Origin of the sequence: Clostridium sp. DMHC 10, from assembly GCF_001270375.1 — a bacterium.
In the GTDB taxonomy this organism is placed as follows: Bacteria; Bacillota; Clostridia; order Clostridiales; family Clostridiaceae; genus Clostridium_S; species Clostridium_S guangxiense.
In genome coordinates this window covers 2,695,615-2,714,321 of record NZ_LGVB01000015.1, presented here as the reverse complement: position 1 = coordinate 2,714,321, position 18,707 = coordinate 2,695,615, and the positions used below count along the sequence as shown (strand labels likewise).

Annotated in this window: 19 protein-coding genes, 3 pseudogenes and 1 riboswitch; of the genes and pseudogenes, 12 read left to right on the top strand and 10 right to left on the bottom strand. The window is 29.2% G+C overall.

Annotation, left to right across the window (positions count from 1 at the left end):
• The first annotated feature begins 33 nt into the window (after positions 1-33).
• The 4 genes from AGR56_RS15085 (at position 34) to AGR56_RS23520 (ending at position 4,287) form a co-directional block, all read left to right on the top strand.
• Positions 34-558, top strand: coding sequence for a sigma-70 family RNA polymerase sigma factor (locus AGR56_RS15085; protein ID WP_053242913.1), 525 nt, complete (start codon positions 34-36; stop codon positions 556-558).
• Positions 548-2,020, top strand: coding sequence for a DUF4179 domain-containing protein (locus tag AGR56_RS15080; RefSeq protein WP_053242912.1), 1,473 nt, complete (start codon positions 548-550; stop codon positions 2,018-2,020). Before AGR56_RS15085 ends, AGR56_RS15080 begins: the two co-directional genes overlap by 11 nt.
• Before the next feature lie 634 nt (positions 2,021-2,654).
• Positions 2,655-3,485: an ATP-binding cassette domain-containing protein gene (locus AGR56_RS23525; RefSeq protein ID WP_347460492.1), complete on the top strand. Its 831-nt coding sequence runs from the start codon at positions 2,655-2,657 to the stop codon at positions 3,483-3,485.
• Positions 3,460-4,287 (top strand): ATP-binding cassette domain-containing protein, encoded by an 828-nt coding sequence (locus tag AGR56_RS23520; protein WP_347460491.1) that lies wholly within the window; start codon positions 3,460-3,462, stop codon positions 4,285-4,287. The genes AGR56_RS23525 and AGR56_RS23520 overlap by 26 nt, the downstream gene beginning before the upstream one ends.
• A gap of 152 nt (positions 4,288-4,439) precedes the next feature.
• On the opposite strand, the gene AGR56_RS15070 is transcribed toward AGR56_RS23520, so the two are convergent.
• Together AGR56_RS15070 and AGR56_RS15065 are read right to left on the bottom strand one after the other, a co-directional pair.
• Entirely contained in the window at positions 4,440-5,297 is an 858-nt protein-coding gene (locus tag AGR56_RS15070) for an AraC family transcriptional regulator (RefSeq protein ID WP_053242911.1), read from the bottom strand.
• A gap of 344 nt (positions 5,298-5,641) precedes the next feature.
• Positions 5,642-6,370 (bottom strand): 4Fe-4S dicluster domain-containing protein, encoded by a 729-nt coding sequence (locus tag AGR56_RS15065; RefSeq protein ID WP_053242910.1) that lies wholly within the window; start codon positions 6,368-6,370, stop codon positions 5,642-5,644.
• A gap of 159 nt (positions 6,371-6,529) precedes the next feature.
• Between AGR56_RS15065 and AGR56_RS15060 the strand changes: the two are divergent.
• Positions 6,530-7,214 (top strand): annotated as a pseudogene (locus tag AGR56_RS15060) (Crp/Fnr family transcriptional regulator).
• Between the two features lie 2 nt (positions 7,215-7,216).
• Here the strand turns inward: AGR56_RS15060 and AGR56_RS15055 are convergent.
• The 3 genes and pseudogenes from AGR56_RS15055 to AGR56_RS15045 all read right to left on the bottom strand — a co-directional run bounded on the left by AGR56_RS15055 (position 7,217) and on the right by AGR56_RS15045 (position 10,102).
• Positions 7,217-8,616: pseudogene (locus tag AGR56_RS15055) on the bottom strand (MATE family efflux transporter).
• 52 nt (positions 8,617-8,668) lie between these two features.
• On the bottom strand, positions 8,669-9,106 hold the full coding sequence (locus tag AGR56_RS15050) for a MarR family transcriptional regulator (protein WP_053242909.1): 438 nt from the start codon (positions 9,104-9,106) through the stop codon (positions 8,669-8,671).
• Between the two features lie 351 nt (positions 9,107-9,457).
• Entirely contained in the window at positions 9,458-10,102 is a 645-nt protein-coding gene (locus AGR56_RS15045) for a hemolysin III family protein (RefSeq protein WP_157055824.1), read from the bottom strand.
• A gap of 221 nt (positions 10,103-10,323) precedes the next feature.
• Between AGR56_RS15045 and AGR56_RS15040 the strand changes: the two genes are divergently transcribed.
• The 4 genes and pseudogenes from AGR56_RS15040 to AGR56_RS22140 all read left to right on the top strand — a co-directional run bounded on the left by AGR56_RS15040 (position 10,324) and on the right by AGR56_RS22140 (position 12,909).
• Positions 10,324-10,887: a DUF1836 domain-containing protein gene (locus AGR56_RS15040; protein WP_053242907.1), complete on the top strand. Its 564-nt coding sequence runs from the start codon at positions 10,324-10,326 to the stop codon at positions 10,885-10,887.
• A 123-nt stretch (positions 10,888-11,010) separates the two neighbouring features.
• Positions 11,011-11,117: riboswitch (SAM riboswitch) on the top strand.
• Between the two features lie 86 nt (positions 11,118-11,203).
• Positions 11,204-11,670, top strand: a pseudogene (locus AGR56_RS15035) (YbaK/EbsC family protein).
• A gap of 31 nt (positions 11,671-11,701) precedes the next feature.
• Positions 11,702-12,586 carry a M20 family metallopeptidase gene (locus tag AGR56_RS15030; protein ID WP_242851474.1) on the top strand — a complete coding sequence of 295 codons (885 nt, stop codon included), beginning with the start codon at positions 11,702-11,704 and terminating at the stop codon, positions 12,584-12,586.
• Between the two features lie 17 nt (positions 12,587-12,603).
• Positions 12,604-12,909 carry a hypothetical protein gene (locus tag AGR56_RS22140; protein WP_242851473.1) on the top strand — a complete coding sequence of 102 codons (306 nt, stop codon included), beginning with the start codon at positions 12,604-12,606 and terminating at the stop codon, positions 12,907-12,909.
• Positions 12,910-13,153: 244 nt separating this feature from the next.
• Here AGR56_RS22140 and AGR56_RS15025 read toward each other — a convergent pair whose 3' ends face one another.
• Together AGR56_RS15025 and AGR56_RS15020 are read right to left on the bottom strand one after the other, a co-directional pair.
• Positions 13,154-13,525 carry an HIT family protein gene (locus AGR56_RS15025; protein WP_053242906.1) on the bottom strand — a complete coding sequence of 124 codons (372 nt, stop codon included), beginning with the start codon at positions 13,523-13,525 and terminating at the stop codon, positions 13,154-13,156.
• A gap of 20 nt (positions 13,526-13,545) precedes the next feature.
• Positions 13,546-14,049: a GAF domain-containing protein gene (locus AGR56_RS15020; RefSeq protein ID WP_053242905.1), complete on the bottom strand. Its 504-nt coding sequence runs from the start codon at positions 14,047-14,049 to the stop codon at positions 13,546-13,548.
• A 915-nt stretch (positions 14,050-14,964) separates the two neighbouring features.
• Between AGR56_RS15020 and AGR56_RS15010 the strand changes: the two genes are divergently transcribed.
• The gene (locus AGR56_RS15010; RefSeq protein ID WP_084757059.1) at positions 14,965-15,546 is read left to right on the top strand and encodes a diguanylate cyclase; all 582 of its coding nucleotides are present in this window, start codon (positions 14,965-14,967) and stop codon (positions 15,544-15,546) included.
• A gap of 134 nt (positions 15,547-15,680) precedes the next feature.
• On the opposite strand, the gene AGR56_RS15005 is transcribed toward AGR56_RS15010, so the two are convergent.
• The 3 genes from AGR56_RS15005 to AGR56_RS14995 all read right to left on the bottom strand — a co-directional run bounded on the left by AGR56_RS15005 (position 15,681) and on the right by AGR56_RS14995 (position 18,029).
• Positions 15,681-16,856 (bottom strand): cyclopropane-fatty-acyl-phospholipid synthase family protein, encoded by a 1,176-nt coding sequence (locus AGR56_RS15005; protein ID WP_053242902.1) that lies wholly within the window; start codon positions 16,854-16,856, stop codon positions 15,681-15,683.
• Positions 16,857-16,876: 20 nt separating this feature from the next.
• On the bottom strand, positions 16,877-17,323 hold the full coding sequence (locus AGR56_RS15000) for a MarR family transcriptional regulator (RefSeq protein WP_053242901.1): 447 nt from the start codon (positions 17,321-17,323) through the stop codon (positions 16,877-16,879).
• 280 nt (positions 17,324-17,603) lie between these two features.
• The gene (locus AGR56_RS14995; RefSeq protein ID WP_053242900.1) at positions 17,604-18,029 is read right to left on the bottom strand and encodes a hypothetical protein; all 426 of its coding nucleotides are present in this window, start codon (positions 18,027-18,029) and stop codon (positions 17,604-17,606) included.
• A 145-nt stretch (positions 18,030-18,174) separates the two neighbouring features.
• On the opposite strand from AGR56_RS14995, the gene AGR56_RS14990 reads away from it, so the two are divergent.
• Together AGR56_RS14990 and AGR56_RS14985 are read left to right on the top strand one after the other, a co-directional pair.
• Positions 18,175-18,375: a hypothetical protein gene (locus tag AGR56_RS14990; protein WP_053242899.1), complete on the top strand. Its 201-nt coding sequence runs from the start codon at positions 18,175-18,177 to the stop codon at positions 18,373-18,375.
• Positions 18,376-18,400: 25 nt separating this feature from the next.
• Positions 18,401-18,700 carry a spore coat protein gene (locus AGR56_RS14985; protein WP_053242898.1) on the top strand — a complete coding sequence of 100 codons (300 nt, stop codon included), beginning with the start codon at positions 18,401-18,403 and terminating at the stop codon, positions 18,698-18,700.
• Positions 18,701-18,707: the final 7 nt, after the last annotated feature.

The window sequence follows — 18,707 nt, the reverse complement described above, 5'->3', positions numbered from 1 at the left end:
AAAGGTGCTGCAGCAGTTGAAAGAAGGTAACAAATGGATGTAGAAGAGCTTGTTATAAAAAGCAAAAATGGGGATATTTCAGCATTTATGAAGCTTTTAAGAGAAAAAGAGGAGCTTATATATAAAATTTCCTTTACTTATACAAAAAATAAATATGATGCTGAGGATTGCATATCGGAGGCGGCAATAAAGGCTTTTGATAAAATAAAACAATTAAGAAATCCAGAAAAATTTTATTCATGGTATATTTCTGTTCTTATAAATGTGTGTAGAAGAAGCATTAGGGAAAAAGTAAAAGCATCTTCAGAGGAAGAATTGAATTTTGTAAGAGATGAATTTTCCTATAGGTCTGTTGATGATAAAATTATCATTGAAGGGCTTCTTTCTAAATTAAAAAAAGACGAGAGAGATATACTAGCACTTAGGTATCTTAAGGATTATTCCATAAAAGAAATATCAAATATTATGGACATGCCTTTAAGTACGATTAAGACAAAAATATATAGAAGTTTAAATGTTTTGAAATGTATAAATGGAGGTCTTAAAAATGAATACTAATATTCCGGATGATTTAATGGATAATGTTGAAAGAAAACTTAGAAAGCATGTTAAAAATAAAAGAAAAAAACTTCATATGGCAGCAGCAGCTTTAATTGGATGTGGAATAATTTTGCCAACCTCTGTTTTTGCATATGCTCAGTATACAGATAGTATTCCTTATAAACAGGAAATAGACTTGGCCCGTCAGCACAATAATATTACTAAAATAAATAAGGTTTTTAAATATAAAAATGTTACCTTTACTATAAAAGAAATTGTCGCAGATGATACGGGTATGGAGGTTATTTATGATGTATCTGATCCAAGGTATTCTATAAATAGTGTTAAATTTGGCGATAAAGATGGTAAAGCATTTACAACCTGGGGATACACTACTCCTAATGAATATTTAAAAGATAATGAAAAAGCTTTTTGTATAACAATGGATAAAGATGCTATAAATTATATGCATGAGAATCCTGTCACTATACAAGTTTACACTGTTGCATTTAGTGATGGAAAAGGTTCGAAAAGTTTACTTGCTGACTTAAATGCATTTATTTATGGAAAAAATTCGAACTTGAAGGTCGATTGGTCATTAAAAATGCAGGTTCCAATGCAAAAGACCAAAACAATTAATATAAATAAAGAATATGCTCTTGATATAGGTACTTTAAAGATTAATTGCCTTAAAGTTGGAGTGCTCAAAAGCATTTTGGATTACAGTTTTGTTCCTAAAGACAAGAGTATATCAATGGTACATCCTATGTTTTCCATAAGATTAGGTAATGAATATGTAAATGGAGATATTGGAGAGGACTTTGGACCTGGAGGTGGAATGGCTATTTCTAATAAGCCTGGTGGAAATGTTGAATATGGAGTTGGAGAAAATGTAGGATATTTTGGAACACGTGAATTTGAGTCTGTATATTATAAAAATTTGAGCCAAATAGGAATAAAATTAATTGCTATGGAAGTGAAATATAAGTCTAATAATTCACAAGTATATAAGATAGATAAAAATAAGCTTCCAATGGAGATTAATTATAATGGAGAAAAAATTAAAATAACTTCAATTGAAGAAAAGAAGGATTCTACAAATTATAATGTAGAATATGAAAAAAATAATAAAATATACAATAGTGTTGAATTTGATTTTTGTCAGCCGCCTTCAAATGATTCATCAGAAAATAATGGCTGGAGGGAAATTCCTAAAAGAGGTAAAGTCAAATTTATAGATCAAGCCTATAGAGATAAAGTGTATGCTTCATTAGTTAAAGAAGTTCCTAATCTTAAGGATATTGAAAAGCAGATTAGTATTGACGGAGAAAGTAATGCCCTAGAAGATGCTAATATTAGTGATAAGATAACAGTGAAACATAAGGAAACTAGTACTCCAACAGAGTTCAAAATTTTAGGTGCAGATAAAAATTTAATTTATGATGAAGATGAAGTTATAATAAATAATTCTTATAGATAATTAAAGAACTGATTGGCTGAGAGTAGTATTTCAGCCAATTTTACTTGTTAAATATAAATTAGTGAGTTATAATAATCATAATATTTTGAAAGGATAAGGTATGTAAGCGATGCGAAAGTAATCTTTTTTAGAACAAATAACATCACAAGGTTTTAAAAATATGTACACGAGTATGTTTTTTTGTGATGCAATAATATTCTAGAGAGGATTACTACATACTTTTATATAAAATTGATTATTTATTGTACAATAAATATTGCGAACCAATTTAATCAATGCACAATGCACAGTGAAGGTATAAAAAGATTACAAATATATAGTTTTAGAAGGATAATGGACTCTGTCCAAACCTCGCATATGTTGATCTTCCTTTCGTCAGATAAATCTAAAATTATATAAAAAACTGGTATGATGTTCAGCTGGCTGAACGAACATAACAAGGTATTATCTTGAAATGGCGTAAGCAATAAGTTTTAGATTTTCTGTAGTGAAACGGAAGAAAATCATCCTTCATTGTGAACTGTGCATTGTGAATTGTGAATTGATTTAGTTCGTAATATTTAAAAAGGGTACATTAAATTTAATGATTAAAGTATTTAGTTTCTCTCTAACCAAATGGGAGGAATTTTTTTTTATGCTAAATTTAGAAATAAATAATTTAAAAAAGTATTTTGGAGATAGATTAATTTTAGAAATAGATAATTTAAAGGTTTATAGTGAAGATAAAATAGGTATAGTTGGAGTAAATGGGGCGGGTAAAAGCACACTACTTAATATATTTTGCACAAAAATTGAAAAAGATGAAGGGGATATAAAGCATTATGGAAGTTATTCTTATATAAGTCAGCTTGAAGAACCTAATTATGAATTTAAGGATAATGAATTATGCAGTAAATTTAATTTGAAAAATAAAGACAATAGTAATCTAAGCGGTGGAGAAAAAACAAGGTTTAAAATAGCAGAAGCCTTTAGTAAAAAAAGCAGCATTTTATTTGCAGATGAGCCAACATCAAATTTAGATATATCAGCTGTAAAAATATTTGAAGAAATGCTGTTAAATTTTAATGGTAGTGTAATGCTTGTTTCACATGATAGAGAACTTTTGGACAGTGTTTGTAACAAGATACTTGAAATTGAAAATGGAAAAGTTAAACTATATGACGGAAACTACTCTCAATTTATAAATCAAAAGAAAATGGAAAAAGATAGAAAAGAGTTTGAATACACTCAGTATGTAAAGGAAAAAGAAAGGCTTGAAAGGGCGGCAGTTAAAATTGAAAGTAAAACTGTATCAATGAAAAAGGCACCTAAGAGAATGGGAAATTCTGAAGCTAGACTTCATAGAAAAATGGGAAATCAAAAATCTAAGGCAAAGTTAGATAAAACAAGAAAGGCTATTTATTCAAGAATTGAGCACTTAGAGGCAAAGGAAAAAAGTTGTGAATGTAGAAAAGGCAAACATTGATTTTGAGGCATTAAATAAAGTACATTCTAGAGTTGTTATTTCAGGCGAAAATATTAATAAAGCATTTGGAAAAAGAACAATATTTAACAATGCTGAATTTGAAGTATTTAGTGGGGCTAAAGTGGCTTTAATTGGAGATAACGGCTGCGGAAAAACAACCTTAATAAAGATGATACTAAATGATAAGGAGAAAATAAAAATTTCAAAAGCACTTGAGATAGGATATTTTAGCCAGGATTTAAGCATTTTAGATGAAAGTAAAACAGTGCTTTACAATGTGATGAAAACTTCTGTTTATGATGAAGCTTTTGCAAGACTTATTTTATCAAGACTTTTGTTTAAAAGAGAAGATGTATATAAAGAAGTTTCAGTTTTAAGCGGAGGGGAGAGAGTAAAGCTTTCTTTTGCGCAGATGATTCTTACAGGAAGCAATATGCTTATATTAGATGAGCCAACTAACTATCTAGATTTATATTCAATTGAGGCATTAGAAGAGGTTTTGAAAGATTATGCCGGAACAGTTTTATTTGTATCTCATGATAGAAAATTTATAAAAAAAGTTGCAACCGATATATTTACTATAAAAAATCATAAAATAAATACCTTTAGAGGAAATTATGATGATTACTTGAAGTTTATAAATAAACCTAAGGATGTAAATGTTAGTGCTAAGAACGAGAAAATGATTTTAGAGAATAAATTATCTGAAATCATAGGAAGCTTTCTATGCCTGAAAAAAATGATGATATTCAAGAATTGGATGCGGAGTACAAAAGGATTCTCAAAAGGCTTAGAGAAGTAAAACAAAGCTTATAAAGGGCTACTGTGCTGAAACTTAAGTTATACATGTTTCAAAACGCCATGTTCTTGGCATTATGAGGCATGTATAACTTAATAGTTGAGCCGGTAAACCTATAGCAGGTATATTAGTAGCTGTAAATCATAAAAGAGTATTTAAAGAAAAATATTTCGGGTGTTATTTCTGAAGCCAGTTGGTGTATCTCCTGTGTATTTTTTAAAAATATGACTGAAGTACAAGGGATTATCATATCCAACCATTGCAGCAATTTCACATACATTGTAGTTAGAATCAAGCAGCAGATTTTTAGCTTTGGATAAGCGAGCTTGAATAATGTATTGATTGGGTGTCATTTGAGTAAAATCCTTAAATATTTTTATGAAGTAGTTGTAACTTAAATTGTTCTCCAATGCGAAATTTTCGATATTGATATTCTCTTGATAGCTACTTTGAAAAAATTGTATCGAATTGAATATTATATCGTTTTTAGCATGATGTGCTGTATTTTGTTCTGAGGTGTCACGAGACATATTTGCTACAATTTCTTGTAAGTATAATTTTGTTAAAAGCAAGTAATTGGATCGTTTTAGTTGAATTTCTTGAATTATTTTATTAAACAAGTCATCATATTTATTATTTATTGATATTGTATAAAAACCAGTATGTGAATAACCAGAATTTTTTAATAAAGAAGCTGCATTATGTCCTGTAAAGTGAATCCAATATATTTCTGGATTTTCATGAAGTAAATAATGATAATTTTGTTCGTAATTTGGAAAATATACAATAAAGGTTCCTGCTTTTGCAGTTTGAAAGGAATTACCAAATTTGTAGTGTCCAAGTCCATTTGCAAGGTAAAGAATTTGAAAATCACGTCGTCCACATGGTCTTATTGTTTCAAATTTGTTTTTAGTGATTAATTTTTGATGTCCTACACTATTAACAATAATATCATCACTGTCATCTTCAATTCCTTCAAAAGTTTCTTGATAGTATCCAGTTATGTTCAGCATAATAACACCCCTAAATTACTCTTAAATTAGAAATTACAATGTTCAAATGTACCCAGTTAAACTGGAATTTAACTCAGAGTACAAAGTACAGAGGACAGAGTACAGTGAAGGATGATTTTTCTCCGCTGTCGCTACAAAAAATCTTAAACTTAATCAAAGCGCTTAAAATATAGTGCTCAGCGTAGCTGACACTATTAAGTTCTAAGATTTACCTGAGAGAAACGAAAGGTAAATCCACCTTCACTGTACTCTGCACTTTGTACTCTGTGCTCTGAATCAACTTCCAGTTTGTAGGGATAAATTTGGTATTGTTAATTTAAATATTTCAGCTTGTTTATCTATAATTAATCCATGATTCTTCCATCAGTTCCTATAATAACTTCTTTATACTGCACTATAACTCCCGCTTCAAGCATTGCTGCTTTAACCGCTGCTACAATTCCACCACAGCAAGGCACTTCCATTCTAACAACTGTAATGCTTTTAAGATCATTTATCTTAATTATTTCTGTAAGCTTTTCCTTATAATACTCAACATCATCAAGTTTAGGACATCCAATAAGAGTAATGTTTCCTTTTATAAATTCTTTATGAAAATTTGCATATGCATAAGCTGTACAATCTGCTGCCACAAGCAAACTTGCATTTTTTAAATATGGAGCCTTTGTGTTAATAAGCTTTAATTGAACTGGCCATTGAGATAATTCAGATTGAACATTATCATTATAGCTTATTACTTCCTTCATTTTATTAGAAATAACTTTTCTTTCAATTTTCTTAGCAGCACTTCCAGGGCATCCACATGGCATTTTATTTATGCTTTCTGCTTTTTTCTTTTCTTCCATTCTCTTTTTAACTAACTCATCATCATATTCTTTGCTTTCTCTTTCAATTATAGTTATAGCTCCGGTAGGACATTCTGGTAAACAATCTCCAAGACCATCACAATACTCATCGGATATAAGCTTAGCTTTTCCATCTGTAAGTTCAATTGCCCCTTCATGACATGCCTTTACGCATAACCCGCATCCATTGCATTTTCTTTCATCTATGTTTACTATCTTTCTTTTCATAATCATTCCTCCATAAATTTTCATTGTTTTTATGCTTAAATTATATTAAAATATATTAAAACTATCGGTAACATTAGTTACCTTATTCAATTTTTATGTATACCTAAAAACTTCAAATTTCATAAATATAAAAATAATAAGAGCGAAAGGAAATTTATCATGGATAACTTAATATTGAGTTCTTTAAAAAAATGTATATTATTTTCAAAATTTAATGATAATGAAATTGCTACTTGTCTATCCTCTATAGATTATTTAATTAAAAATTATTTTAAAAATGAAATGCCTGCTATAGAAGATGATATTTGCTCTAGCATAGGAATTGTATTAGCTGGAAATGTAGAAGTTCAAAAAATATATGAATCAGGAAAAAAGTTTAACATTGGCATCGCTAAACTGCGGAAAAATATTTGGAGAAGTCATAATTTTTTCAAACAAAAACACGTATCCTTCAACAATAATAGCTTCTGAAAAAAGTGAAATAATGTTTATCCCTAAGGAATCTATATTGAAGTTATGTAGAGAAAATTCTATATTTCTTAATAATTTCATGACTCTTTTATCAAATAAAATACTTATGCTAAATAAAAAAGTAAAGACAATGTCCTATCAAACTATAAGGCAGAAATTAGCAAATTATATACTAGATGAGCATACTCTACAAAAAAACATAATGATAAAAATGGCTTATTCCAAAAAGCAGCTAGCTGAGCAGCTTGGAATCCCTAGACCATCTTTATCACGCGAATTAATTAACATGAAAAATGAACAGTTAATAGATTTTGACAAAAATACCATAAAGATTTTAAATATTAAAGGTCTTGAAGAACTGCTTTGGTCATAAAATCATATTCTTGATCCAACAGCATCATCAAGGTTTTCCTCTTTAATCTCCTTAATATCTTTATTAAATAAATTGAGTTTTTTAATATTATATGCAACAAAAACCATTGTTAAAGCCCATGCTATAAAATCAGCTATAGGACCTGATATCCATATTCCATCTAGCTTAAAGTAATGTGGAAGTATCAATAAAAGTGGAAGTAAAACTATTACTTGTCTTGATAGGCTCAAGAACATAGATATTTTAGCCTTACCAATAGCTTGAAAATAATTTGCACACACGCATTGACATCCAATAAGTGGAAGCATCATTAAAAATATAAATATCCCTCTTGATCCGATGTCTATTAATTTTACATCACTTGTATTAAAAATTCTTATTATTTGAACAGGGAATAAGTGTACTATAATAAACCCTACCGTTGCAATACATGTTCCAGCGGCAACTGCATATTTTAAGGCTTTCCTTACCCTATGAAAATTTTGTGCACCATAATTATATCCAATTATAGCTGAGCCCCTTGATTTATGCCAAAAACAGGCATTAATATTAGCATGGCAATACTATTTATAAGTGAAAATGCACCTATTGCAAGATCTCCTCCATATTGAGAAAGGCTTTTATTAAAAGTAACTGTAATAAGACTCCCCGCAAGCTGCATAGCAAAAGGAGACATACCTATAGCTATTATTTCTCCTATAACTTTCTTATCTAATTTCATATTTTCTTTTTTAAGCTTTAACAAGCTTCTACCCTTTGTAAAGAATAAAAATATCCACAAAGAACAAACCGCTTGAGATACTATTGTTGCTAGCGCTGAACCTCTTACACCTAATTTAAATCCAAATATTAAAATAGGATTTATGGTAAAGTTTAGCACTGAACCTATAAGCATTGTTATCATTGCCATTTTAGGTTCACCTTCAGACCTCATTAACGGATTCATTCCAAATCCTAAATTTTGAAGTATTACACCTAAGAGAAGTATAAACGAAAATTGTTTTGCATATGGCATTATCTCTGGACTTGCACCAAATGCTTTAAGTATTGGATCTAAAAAGACAATCCCTATAATAGTTATTAAAAGTGAAAATATAATGTTTAAAGTAAATACATTTCCTACTATTTTCTCTGCCTCATCCCTTTTTTTCTGCCCTAGCTTTATAGAAACAGCTGCTGCTCCACCTATTCCTGTTAACATTCCAAAAGCCATAAAAATATTTGATATAGGAAAAGTAACAGCTACCCCTGATAAAGCAAGTGAACCTACTCCTCTTCCAACAAATATTCTATCAACAATTGTATAAAGGGAATTTACAACCATACCTACAATAGACGGTATAGAAAATTTAATTAAAAGCTTTCCTACACTTTCATATTCTAATTCTTTAGAATTATCCATAATCATTCCTCCTTAATTGAATTTTTCACGCACAACTTTATTAGCTTCCTAACTACTTATCCATAGAATGGAAATTGTTGTAAGCCTTTTTAAGCCATGATACAAAAATTACTTTTTCATCTTCAGTTAATCCGCTTGAAATAATGCTTTCAAGCCCTTTTATGATATCTGTAGATAACTTTTCAGCTTCAGTTCCCTTCTCAGTCAAATACAATCTTTTAACTCTTGCATCCTCAACATCTTGAATCCTCGTTATAAATTTTTTATCACAAAGAGTATCTACAAGTCCTGTTACAGATGCTGCTCTTAAATTTAATTTTTCTTGTATTTCCTTTTGGGTAATTCCATCTTTATTCCATATATTAAATAAAACCGAAATTTGCGATGAAGTCAAATTATATTTTGAAAGTTCTTTGTCATATATAACATTCATAATTCTAAATATTCTTCTAATCCAATACCCCGGATATTTGTCCATATCATGCATCATAAAAATTAGCCTCCTAACTATTTTTACCTAAGTATGATATCACTTTGTAAAGATAAATGCAACTATCTTCTTTTTATAAAGATAAATCAAACTTGAAATTTATTTGTACCAAAATTACGTAGACACGGAGGAATTTTTTCCTTGTACTGCTGTGAAAGTAAAATAATACTGCTGAAGAAACAATTTAAAAAAATTCCAATAAATTTTGGTAAAAAAATCATAAAATACCTAGATATTTTAATTTGCTTGGCCGATGGGAGTTATTAAAATATCTTAGGATTTTATGATTTTTTTACCTTAGATTTATAGAATTTTTTTAATGTTACAAAGCAGTATTACTTCGCAATATTTTTATAAAACGTATTTGTATATCATCAAGAAGTGGAGTACACTTCCTGCTATAACAAATAGATGAAATATCTCATGGAATCCAAAGTATCTCGAATTTTTTATAGGCCACTTTAAAGCATATACAATACCACCAAGGCTATATACTATACCACCAGCTACCATAAGTACTATTCCAGGTACTGCCATTGCTTTGCTTATTGGTGAAAATGCAAATACAATTATCCATCCCATAGCTATATAAAATAAAGTATAAAGCCATCTTGGTGCACTGAACCAAAAAGCTTTAAAAAGTATTCCCAAAATTGCTATTGCCCAAATACCTACAAAAAGCATTTTCCCAGTTTTGCCATTCAACGTTACAAGACATACAGGGGTATATGTTCCTGCTATAAGAACAAATATCATCATATGATCTATTCTTCTCAATATCGCTGTTAATCTTTTAGAGATATTTATAAGATGATATGAAGCACTTGCTGAGTACAAAAAAATCAAACTCATTCCGAATATTATTGAAGAAACTAAACTTACATTGTTATCAGTAATAACTGACTGATGGATCATAAATGTAAGTGCAGCAACAGACAATAAAGCAGCAAACAGATGTGTTAATCCACTAACTGGATCTTTTAATTTTAACATAATATTTTTCACCTCTCATGTTGTTATACGTAGTTTCAAAAACTATGTATTATTATAATAATATAATATGCTGTTTACTGATTTAATTCAACACGTAAATTTTATTTTATATCATTATATTTTGTCACCTGTTCCGATTATATACAAATATCTAGAAAATAATAAAAATATATTTATATATTGAAACGTAGTAATTAATGCTATATACTGTAGTGGGTGATAATATGTATGATGATATTCTAAAATTAGCTGATGAAATAGCAAACTATATTGAAATTAAAGATTATGAAATTCCTGATATAGATCTATATATGGATCAGGTAACATCTTTTATGAACAATAAACTTTCAGACTTTAAAAGAAACAATGATGATATAATTTTATCCAAAACGATGATAAATAATTACGCAAAAAATAAGGTAATACCGTCTCCAAATAAAAAAAAAAAGTATAGTAAAAAACATATGATGATTCTTATATGGGTTTATCATCTTAAACAGACTTTATCTATAAATGATATTGGCAAACTGATGAATTTTATGACTGTAGATGAAAAAAACAGTATAAATTACACTGAAATATACAATAGTTTTTTGGATATACAGAATAAATCATCCAAAAATCTTAAAACAGATTTAGAAAAAATGTTTCAAACAATAGAAGGCACTAATTCAAACTTTGATTATGATGAAAAACTTTTTTTGCTCGTGCTTGAACTTATCCTAAGCGCAAATATACAAAAAAGACTTGCTGAAAAAATTATTGATAATTGTTTTAATAACCAATAATACTTAAAGTGTATTAATTTAATAAATTTTTATCAAAATTCTTTTAAATCATAGCTATAATATTGACATTTTTATTACATATGTATAAACTTTAAGTATTAATCGAATATCCACAATTAAATAACCTTATTAAGAGAGATGGAGGGACTGGCCCGATGAAATCTCAGCAACCAATATGTCACATTTGCATATATGGTGCTAATTCCACAGACTATTCTGAAAGATAAGGAGAAATTTTATATTTAAATTTTGTAATTTAAAAATCTTCTTCTTATATTTTGAAGAAGATTTTATTTTTTAAGGAAGGTGTTTTTTAATGAGCTTAGAAAGTGTTAAAAAAAATTTTTTGTTGAGAGAGGACTAAAAGACCCTGTGTTTGAACTTGAGGATAGTGGTGCTACAGTTGAACTTGCTGCTAAAACCCTTCACATTGAACCTGAATTTGTAGCAAAAACCCTTGCTTTCAAATTGAAAGATAATACACCTATTTTAATTGTAACTCGCGGAGATGCTAAAGTTGACAATAAAAAATATAGAGATTTTTTTAAAACTAAAGCAAAAATGCTAGATCACAATGAAGTTTACGAAATAACTGGTCACCCAGTTGGAGGCGTTTGCCCTTTTGGCCTTAAAGCAGACATGAACATTTATCTTGATATTTCAATAAAAGATTTTCAATATGTGTATCCTGCTGCTGGTTCTCAGAACACAGCTTTAAAAATTTCACCACAGGATATACAAAATTTAACCAATGCTACTTGGGTTGACGTTTGTAAATTATAATATTAAATTTAACAAAGGAGAAGGATCTTATATGAATATAAATTGTAATGATATAGGCAATTTGCAACAAGACATAATAAATGATATTAATAATAAACAAGATTTATATATAAAAGTAAGCCACGACATACATGCAAATCCTCAAATAGGTAATGAAGAATATTTTGCTTCAGAACTTCTAGAAAATATTTTATTCAAAGAGGGATTCTCGTTAGAAAAATCACTTTTTGGTCATCCAACATCTTTTATTGCAAGAAAAAAATCCGCGAAATCTGGTCCAACAATAGGGTTTCTTGCAGAATATGATGCCTTGCCTAAAATAGGCCATGCTTGTGGCCATAATATAATAGGAACTTCAAGTGTAGCTGCTGCTATTGCCATTTCAAACTTGATTAATAAAATTGGTGGAGAAATAGTAGTTCTTGGAACTCCAGCTGAAGAAGGTGGCATAAACGGAAGTGCAAAAGCAACCTTTGTTAAAAATGATGTATTTAAAGATATTGATACATGTCTTATAGTTCACCCATGGAATAAAAACTCTGTAACAGGCAAATGCCTTGCCCTAGACCCAATAGATTTTGAATTTTTCGGAAAATCTGCTCATGCCGCTGCGGCCCCAGAGGAAGGAATAAATGCATTAAATGCTGTAATTGAACTTTTTAACGGAATAAATGCATTAAGACAGCACTTAACAAATGATATTAAAATTCATGGAATAATAACAAATGGTGGTGATGCACCAAACATAGTTCCTGAATATGCAAAAGCTAAATTCTTTATTAGAGCTGAAACTAGAAAATCCTGCAATGAAACCACACAGAAAGTAATAAACATTGCAAAAGGAGCAGCTTTAATTACAGGTGCAAAACTAAAAACGACATTTTTTTTTTTCAAAATCAAATTGATGATTTCCTAATAAATAGAACTCTTGATATGATTTTTGTGAAAAACGCAAAACTGATTGGGCTCAATATGGAAACTTCACTTGGATATGGTCTTGGCTCCACAGACGCAGGAAATGTAAGCTATGTCACTCCTACAATCCAGCCATATTTAAAAATTGGCAACAACAATTTAGCTCCTCATACAACGGAATTTTGTGATGCCGCTATCTCAAAAGAAGGTGACGAGGCACTTATAAATGCTGCAAAAATATTAGCACTTACTGCTCTTACATTAATTACAGATAAAGATAAGCTTAATGCAGTAAAAGAAGACTTTAAAAATAATGCGAAGTAACAATGCTTCGCTCCCACAGTAGTGCAAGGAAAAAATTCCTCCGTACCTACGGAATTTTGGGTATGAATCGTAAATATCAAGATTCATACTTATTTAGCTCATTATCCCCTTAAAGCAAGACTGAACATCATACTACGTACGTTTCTTATATAATTTTAGATTTACCTGACACAAGGAAGGTAAATCAACCTTCACTGTCCTCTGTACTTTGTACTCTAATTTAGTGTGGTAATCTCATTTATTTTCAGTCATAATTAATCAATGAAACTTTTAAATTTCTTATTCCCCCTCTTGGGTTTTCTACATCTCCTTTGTACCTTGGAATTACGTGTACATGAAGATGCCTAATAGTTTGACCTGCCGCATATCCATCATTAACACCTATATTATATCCCTGTGGACTATATTGCACATCCAGAATTTCCTTAACCTCATGAATAAGGCTAAATATAGCTTTTGCTTCATCTGGTGTAGCCTCGAACAGGCTTTCAAAATGCCTCTTAGCTATAATCAAAGTATGTCCTTCATTAACAGGATATTTATCAAGTATTGCAAAAGCATATTTATTTTCAGCTATATAATTTTCATTATCATAATTGCAAAAAATACATTCCATTTCTAATCTCCTAAAATAAGTTATTGACTAAGTTTCTCCCAATCTATGTATTTACTAAGTAATTCAATGCTTTTTTCAGCATACGTTTGTTCTAACTCAGTAAATCTAGCAGCTTCTTCGCTGTCTATATCAAGTACTCCATAAACTTTTCCATTTTTTATTATTGGAATTACAAGCTCTGAATTAGAAGCTGCATCACAAGCTATATGTCCTTTAAAGTTATGAACATTATCAATTCTCATAACTTTCCTCTCTCTTACTGCCGTACCACATACTCCATTACCAATTTTAATCCTAGTACATGCAGGCATACCTTGAAATGGCCCTAGAACAAGTTCTCCATTTCTAATAAAGTAAAAACCACACCAATTTATTCTTCCAATAATGGCATTTATAAGTGCAGTGGCATTTGAAATATTTGTTATAACATCCGATTCATCTTCAATAATAGATTTTAGCATGCTAAGCATCATATTGTACTTTTCTTCCGTCTTCATTCCATCAAATATTTTTATATCAAACATCAACAAAATCCTTCCTAATTTTTATATTAATTATTATAACACAACTTTAAATACTTAAAAATATAATATATAAAAAGGCAAATTATCCTTAACTGTGAATTGTACACTTATTTTTTATAAGTTAAATGTCATCAAAAAACTTTTTGCTAATTTTAATGTTTCAGGTAGTTTACCTATAAGCACAGATTATTTTGTAATTTTCATTATACCATTGATTTATCTTTTATCTAGTTTATGGTATAATTAGAAATATTGTTAATATTTTTTAATACTTCTATAAGCAAGGTGATTAACTTGATACCTGGGGTTACCAGTAAAATATTAGGAGACGATTTATATTACGAAGACGAAGAATTCACAAATGAATTGTTTAAAATAAATTTATTCAGAAATAAAGTAATATGCATTTTTTTTATATTACTTGAGCTCATTATTTTTCTAATTTATATTTTAACATCTGGTAAAGCTTTTCTTGGATTTATAAACTTAAAGCATATGTACTTCCATATTACCATGTTTATAGTATCGCCACTCTGGTTTTTTATATTTAAAAAAATAGAGTCCTATAAAACTATAAATAAAAAGATAACATCCATTTTTCAATTTTATTTTCATAAGCTATATATTGTTTTGGAGTGGTGCTATATCAATACTTGACCAAGCATCAACTGGTCAAGTTACTGTATATTGCGTTGCTGCTATGGCAATGGCAATAATGCCTTATTTAAAACCAAAATGGTCTCTTGGAGTATATTTGTGTACTCACATAATATTTATTATCTGCTTATTTTTTTCTCAGAAATCTACGTTACTCCTTTTTATTAACATTTTTTATTCTTCCATATTCATTATTCTATCATGGGTAATATCAATAATATTGTTCAATAACAAACTCAATGATTTCAAGAATAGAAAATTAATTCAGAAAAAAATATTGAATTAAGTAAAATAAATAGTGAACTTATTGAAATAAATTCAAATCTTGAAGAACTATCTTGTACAGACTGTCTAACTGGCATTGCTAATAGACGAAAATTTGATAATTTCATTAATTTTCAGTGGAACAAATGCAAAAAAAACTTAATACCTTTATCTGCAATAATGATTGACGTTGATTTTTTCAAACTTTTTAATGATAATTATGGTCATCAAACTGGTGATTATTGCTTAAAAAAAATTGGTGAAACTCTTTCTAGCAGCATAAATACAAGTTATGGAATAGTAGCAAGATACGGTGGTGAAGAATTTATAATTGTAATTGAAGGATTAACTAAAGAATTAGCTCTCATAGAAGCTGAAAAAATCAGAAAAAACATAGAAAATTTAAATATACCACATGATTTTTCACCAGTTTCAAATTATGTAACAATAAGCCTTGGTGTAAGTTCATTAATACCTTCAGATGATTCTTCAATAAAAACCCTTATAGAAAAAGCAGATGTGGCATTGTATGAAGCAAAAAAAAGGAATCGTAATAAAGCCATAATATATGAATAAAAATGTTAAGTAACAATGCTTCGCCACGTTAAAAAATCCTATAAATCTAAGATTTATTAGAATTTTTTTAAATCGTTCCTTCAGCATTGTTACTTAACTTCCACAGTAGTGCAAGGAAAAAATTCCATTTAACTTTATTTATAAATATAATCTCTAGTCCATGGTATGTCATTAGTTATTCCTTTTGTAAATAAGAATTGGTGAATATCAATGTTGCCACAGTTAAATGATGCAGCACATGCATTTAAATACATTCTCCACATTCTTATAAATGTCTCATCCTTAGTTTTTTCTATTTCAGGAAGTGCATTTTCAAAATTTCTCGTCCAATGTTCCAACGTTCTTCCATAATGCCTTCTTAGACTTTCAACATCAACAAGATAAAGTGAGTGTCCTGTTAAACTATCAATAATCTCTCTAACAGATTGAAGATAACCGCCAGGGAAAATATATTTATTAATCCAGCTATTTGTACCACCTTCTTTTACTCCCGTTATGCAGTGTAAAAGTGAAACACCACCTTTGTTAAGCATCTTGTCAACATCTGTAAAATATTCGTCTATACGTCCTTTACCAACATGCTCAACCATTCCAACACTTACAATTCTATCGAAAGTTCTATGTTTTATTTCTCTATAATCTTCTAAAATAACTTCAACCTTGCCTTCTAAACCTTCTCTTTTTATTCTCTCTTTATCGGCTTCATATTGTTCTTTACTTAAAGTTACTCCAACGGCATTTACATTATATTTTTTAGCGGCAGTTGTTATAAGTTCGCCCCAACCGCAGCCAATATCCAATAATGTTTGATTTTCCTTTAGGCACAATTTTTTCAGTATATGATCAACTTTATTTTTTTGGGCCTGCTCCAATGAATCATTTTCTGATTTAAAATATCCACAGGAATACGTCATAGTTTTATCTAGCCAAAGTTTATAAAAATCATTTCCTATATCATAGTGGTATCTTATATCATTTTTACTTTTCTTTATACTATTAGGTATGAACTTTATAAGTTTTTGATATTTTTCACCATTACTCATAAAGCTTTCTTTATTATTGTACAAAGATTCTATGACTTCTTGAATATTTCCATCTATATCAATTTTCTTTGTCATATATCCTTCACCCAATGTAAGAAATGGATCCGTTATTACGTCTCCTTTAGGTATCTCTTCGTTAAATAGTATTGTAAATTTGCTTTGCCCATCACCACAATGTTGAACTTCTCCATCCCAATACTTTATATCGCATGGATCAGAAAACAAATTCTTAAATAGTGTCTTATAAAATATCTTGTTAGTATTCATAATTTTCCTCCCTAATTAACTCATTTAATTTTATCAACCAACTTTCTCATATTATCTAAAGTATCTTTAAACAACTTTAAATCTTCATCACTAAGTTTCCACAATTTTTCTTCGAAAGATTTTCTTAAAGCCTCCTCATAAAATTGAAAAAATGCTTCACCTTTATCAGTTAATTTTATGTATATTACCCTCCTATCCTTTTCATCAAAAACTCTTTGAACGAAACCCATTTTCACCAACTTGTTGGTCCAACTTGTAACATTAGATTTAGGTGATGAAAGCGCCTTTCCAAGATCAGTTATGTTGATTTTTTTGTACCTTTTTACCATATAAATAACCTTTATATGAGCTACGGCTATCCCATTTTCTTTTAAAACTTTATCCCCAACGTTTAGAATTATCTTACTAAATACGGGCATAACTGAAAAAATGTCATCAAATAATTCGCAAATAAGATTTTTATTCATAGATATCCCCTAAATAAATATTGTTATAATATATAACTATTATACATTATAACAACATCCATAAAAAAATACCAGCATTAATGCTGGTATTTAAAGAGGAGGACTCTTTTAACATATTTTATCAATGTTTACCATTAACTTATTACGCCTTTATTATACAAAATATTTGTGTACTTAAAATTTAATTTATTAAAACATTTTGTAAACAAAGCTAAATATACTAAAGAAAGACAAATAATCAAGTACAAATGTGAACTTACTATAATGCCTACTTGTGATATTAATTGGAATGCCCTAAATCATTTACTGCATTTTTAATAGCTGCATTTATAAGCTCTTTTTTATTATCATCTATATTAATATTCATTTCCTTCAAAACGCTATAAACAACGCTCTCTGCTATTTCAGCTCTTCCGTCTTTAGAAATATCTCCTGCATGATAAAGTTGTTCAGCATCTCCAACTGCAATTTTAGCCCACTTTTCTATAATTTCAAGAATATTTACAGCTTTATTATTTGGTACTATCCCACTTATAACATCAATAGCCTTTCCAGAAACATCTACAACATTTTCTATATCCGATAAAACTGATTTTAAATCTACACCTTTGCTTTTAAGATATGGAAACAAGAAAATTATAGTTCCCAAAACTCCACCAAGCACTCCAAACAATACAGAAATAGCAACAATACTCTCATTTCCCATATTATCATCTCCTAAAATATATTTTATTTTAGAATATAAAAAAAGGTGTCACCTTATCTATCTTAAGTATGACTAAAATCATATGTTGAAGTAAATACTAAAGAAAAGGCTGTTTTTTAAATAAGTATAGAAAGAGGTGAGTTTTATGAGTAGTGCAAAACTAACTCCTTATGAAAATCTTATGATTAAGGAAGTACTAAGTAATGAAGTAAACGAACTCAAAAAATTAACTACTTACATAGATATTTGTAAAGATGACAAACTCAATTTTTTCGTAGAAAAATGTATAGATTCAAAAAAGAATAATATTAAAGCAATACAAAACTTCTTGGGTAAATCGGAATAATTATTTTAGATATGGAGGAAAATATATGAGTTTATTTAATGAATCTCAAAAAAACAACAATTTAAAACTTGATGATAGAAGTATAACCTTTGATATGCTTAAAGATTCAAAATTTAATATAGTAACATTATCCAAAGCAACTTCTGAAACAATAAATCCACAATTACGTCAAATTATAGACACTCAATTATCAATGGCTATAAATCAAAGTCATGAGTTATGCGACATAGCTGTCAGTAAGAACTGGTTTGAAGCCTATGAAGATCCTGAACAGCAATTAAAAGATGATTTAAATGATTCAAAACGTATACTTGAGAGTGAATAATATTTTG